This window comes from Micromonospora sp. HK10, assembly GCF_000982955.1.
Taxonomy (GTDB): domain Bacteria; phylum Actinomycetota; class Actinomycetes; order Mycobacteriales; family Micromonosporaceae; genus Micromonospora.
The window spans coordinates 1-453 of the sequence record NZ_KQ058715.1; the positions used below are offsets into that span (position 1 = coordinate 1).

Sequence of the window (453 nt, forward strand, 5' to 3'; positions counted from 1 at the left end):
GGGTCGGCCCGGGTCGGTCCGGTGCGGGCCGGTCCGGTGCGGGTCGGTCCGGTGCGGGTCGGTCCGGCGCGTCGTCGGGGCGGTCCTGCCCACGGCGGTTCTGCGCCGCCCTGCGCGCCCAGGGCCGGTCGCGCGTCCCCTGGCCGGCGGTGGTGCGGGCGTCCGGTCCGACCCGGCGCGGGTCAGCGGCCGTTGCGGGGCAGTTCCTCGCGCGGAACCCAGTTCCGCCGGACGATCACCACTCGGGCCTCGGCCTCGGCGAGGTCGTCCTCGGTGGGGCGGGCGGCGTCCCGCGCCCGCAGCGCCGCGGTCACGCTGACCTGCGAGGATCCCGAGCCGACCAGGCCCCGAAGACCCCGGTCGCCCTCCTCGCCCGACGGCCCGGACCGGCGCCCCCGGGGCTCCGACGGCTCCAGCTCGGCGCGTCTGGCGCCGCGCGGCGACCTGGAGCCG

1 pseudogene is annotated in these 453 nt (G+C 81.0%); it reads right to left on the minus strand.

What is annotated here, in order from left to right:
• Positions 1-182: 182 nt before the first annotated feature.
• Positions 183-453, minus strand: a pseudogene (locus LQ51_RS06765) (hypothetical protein); the annotation flags it as partial.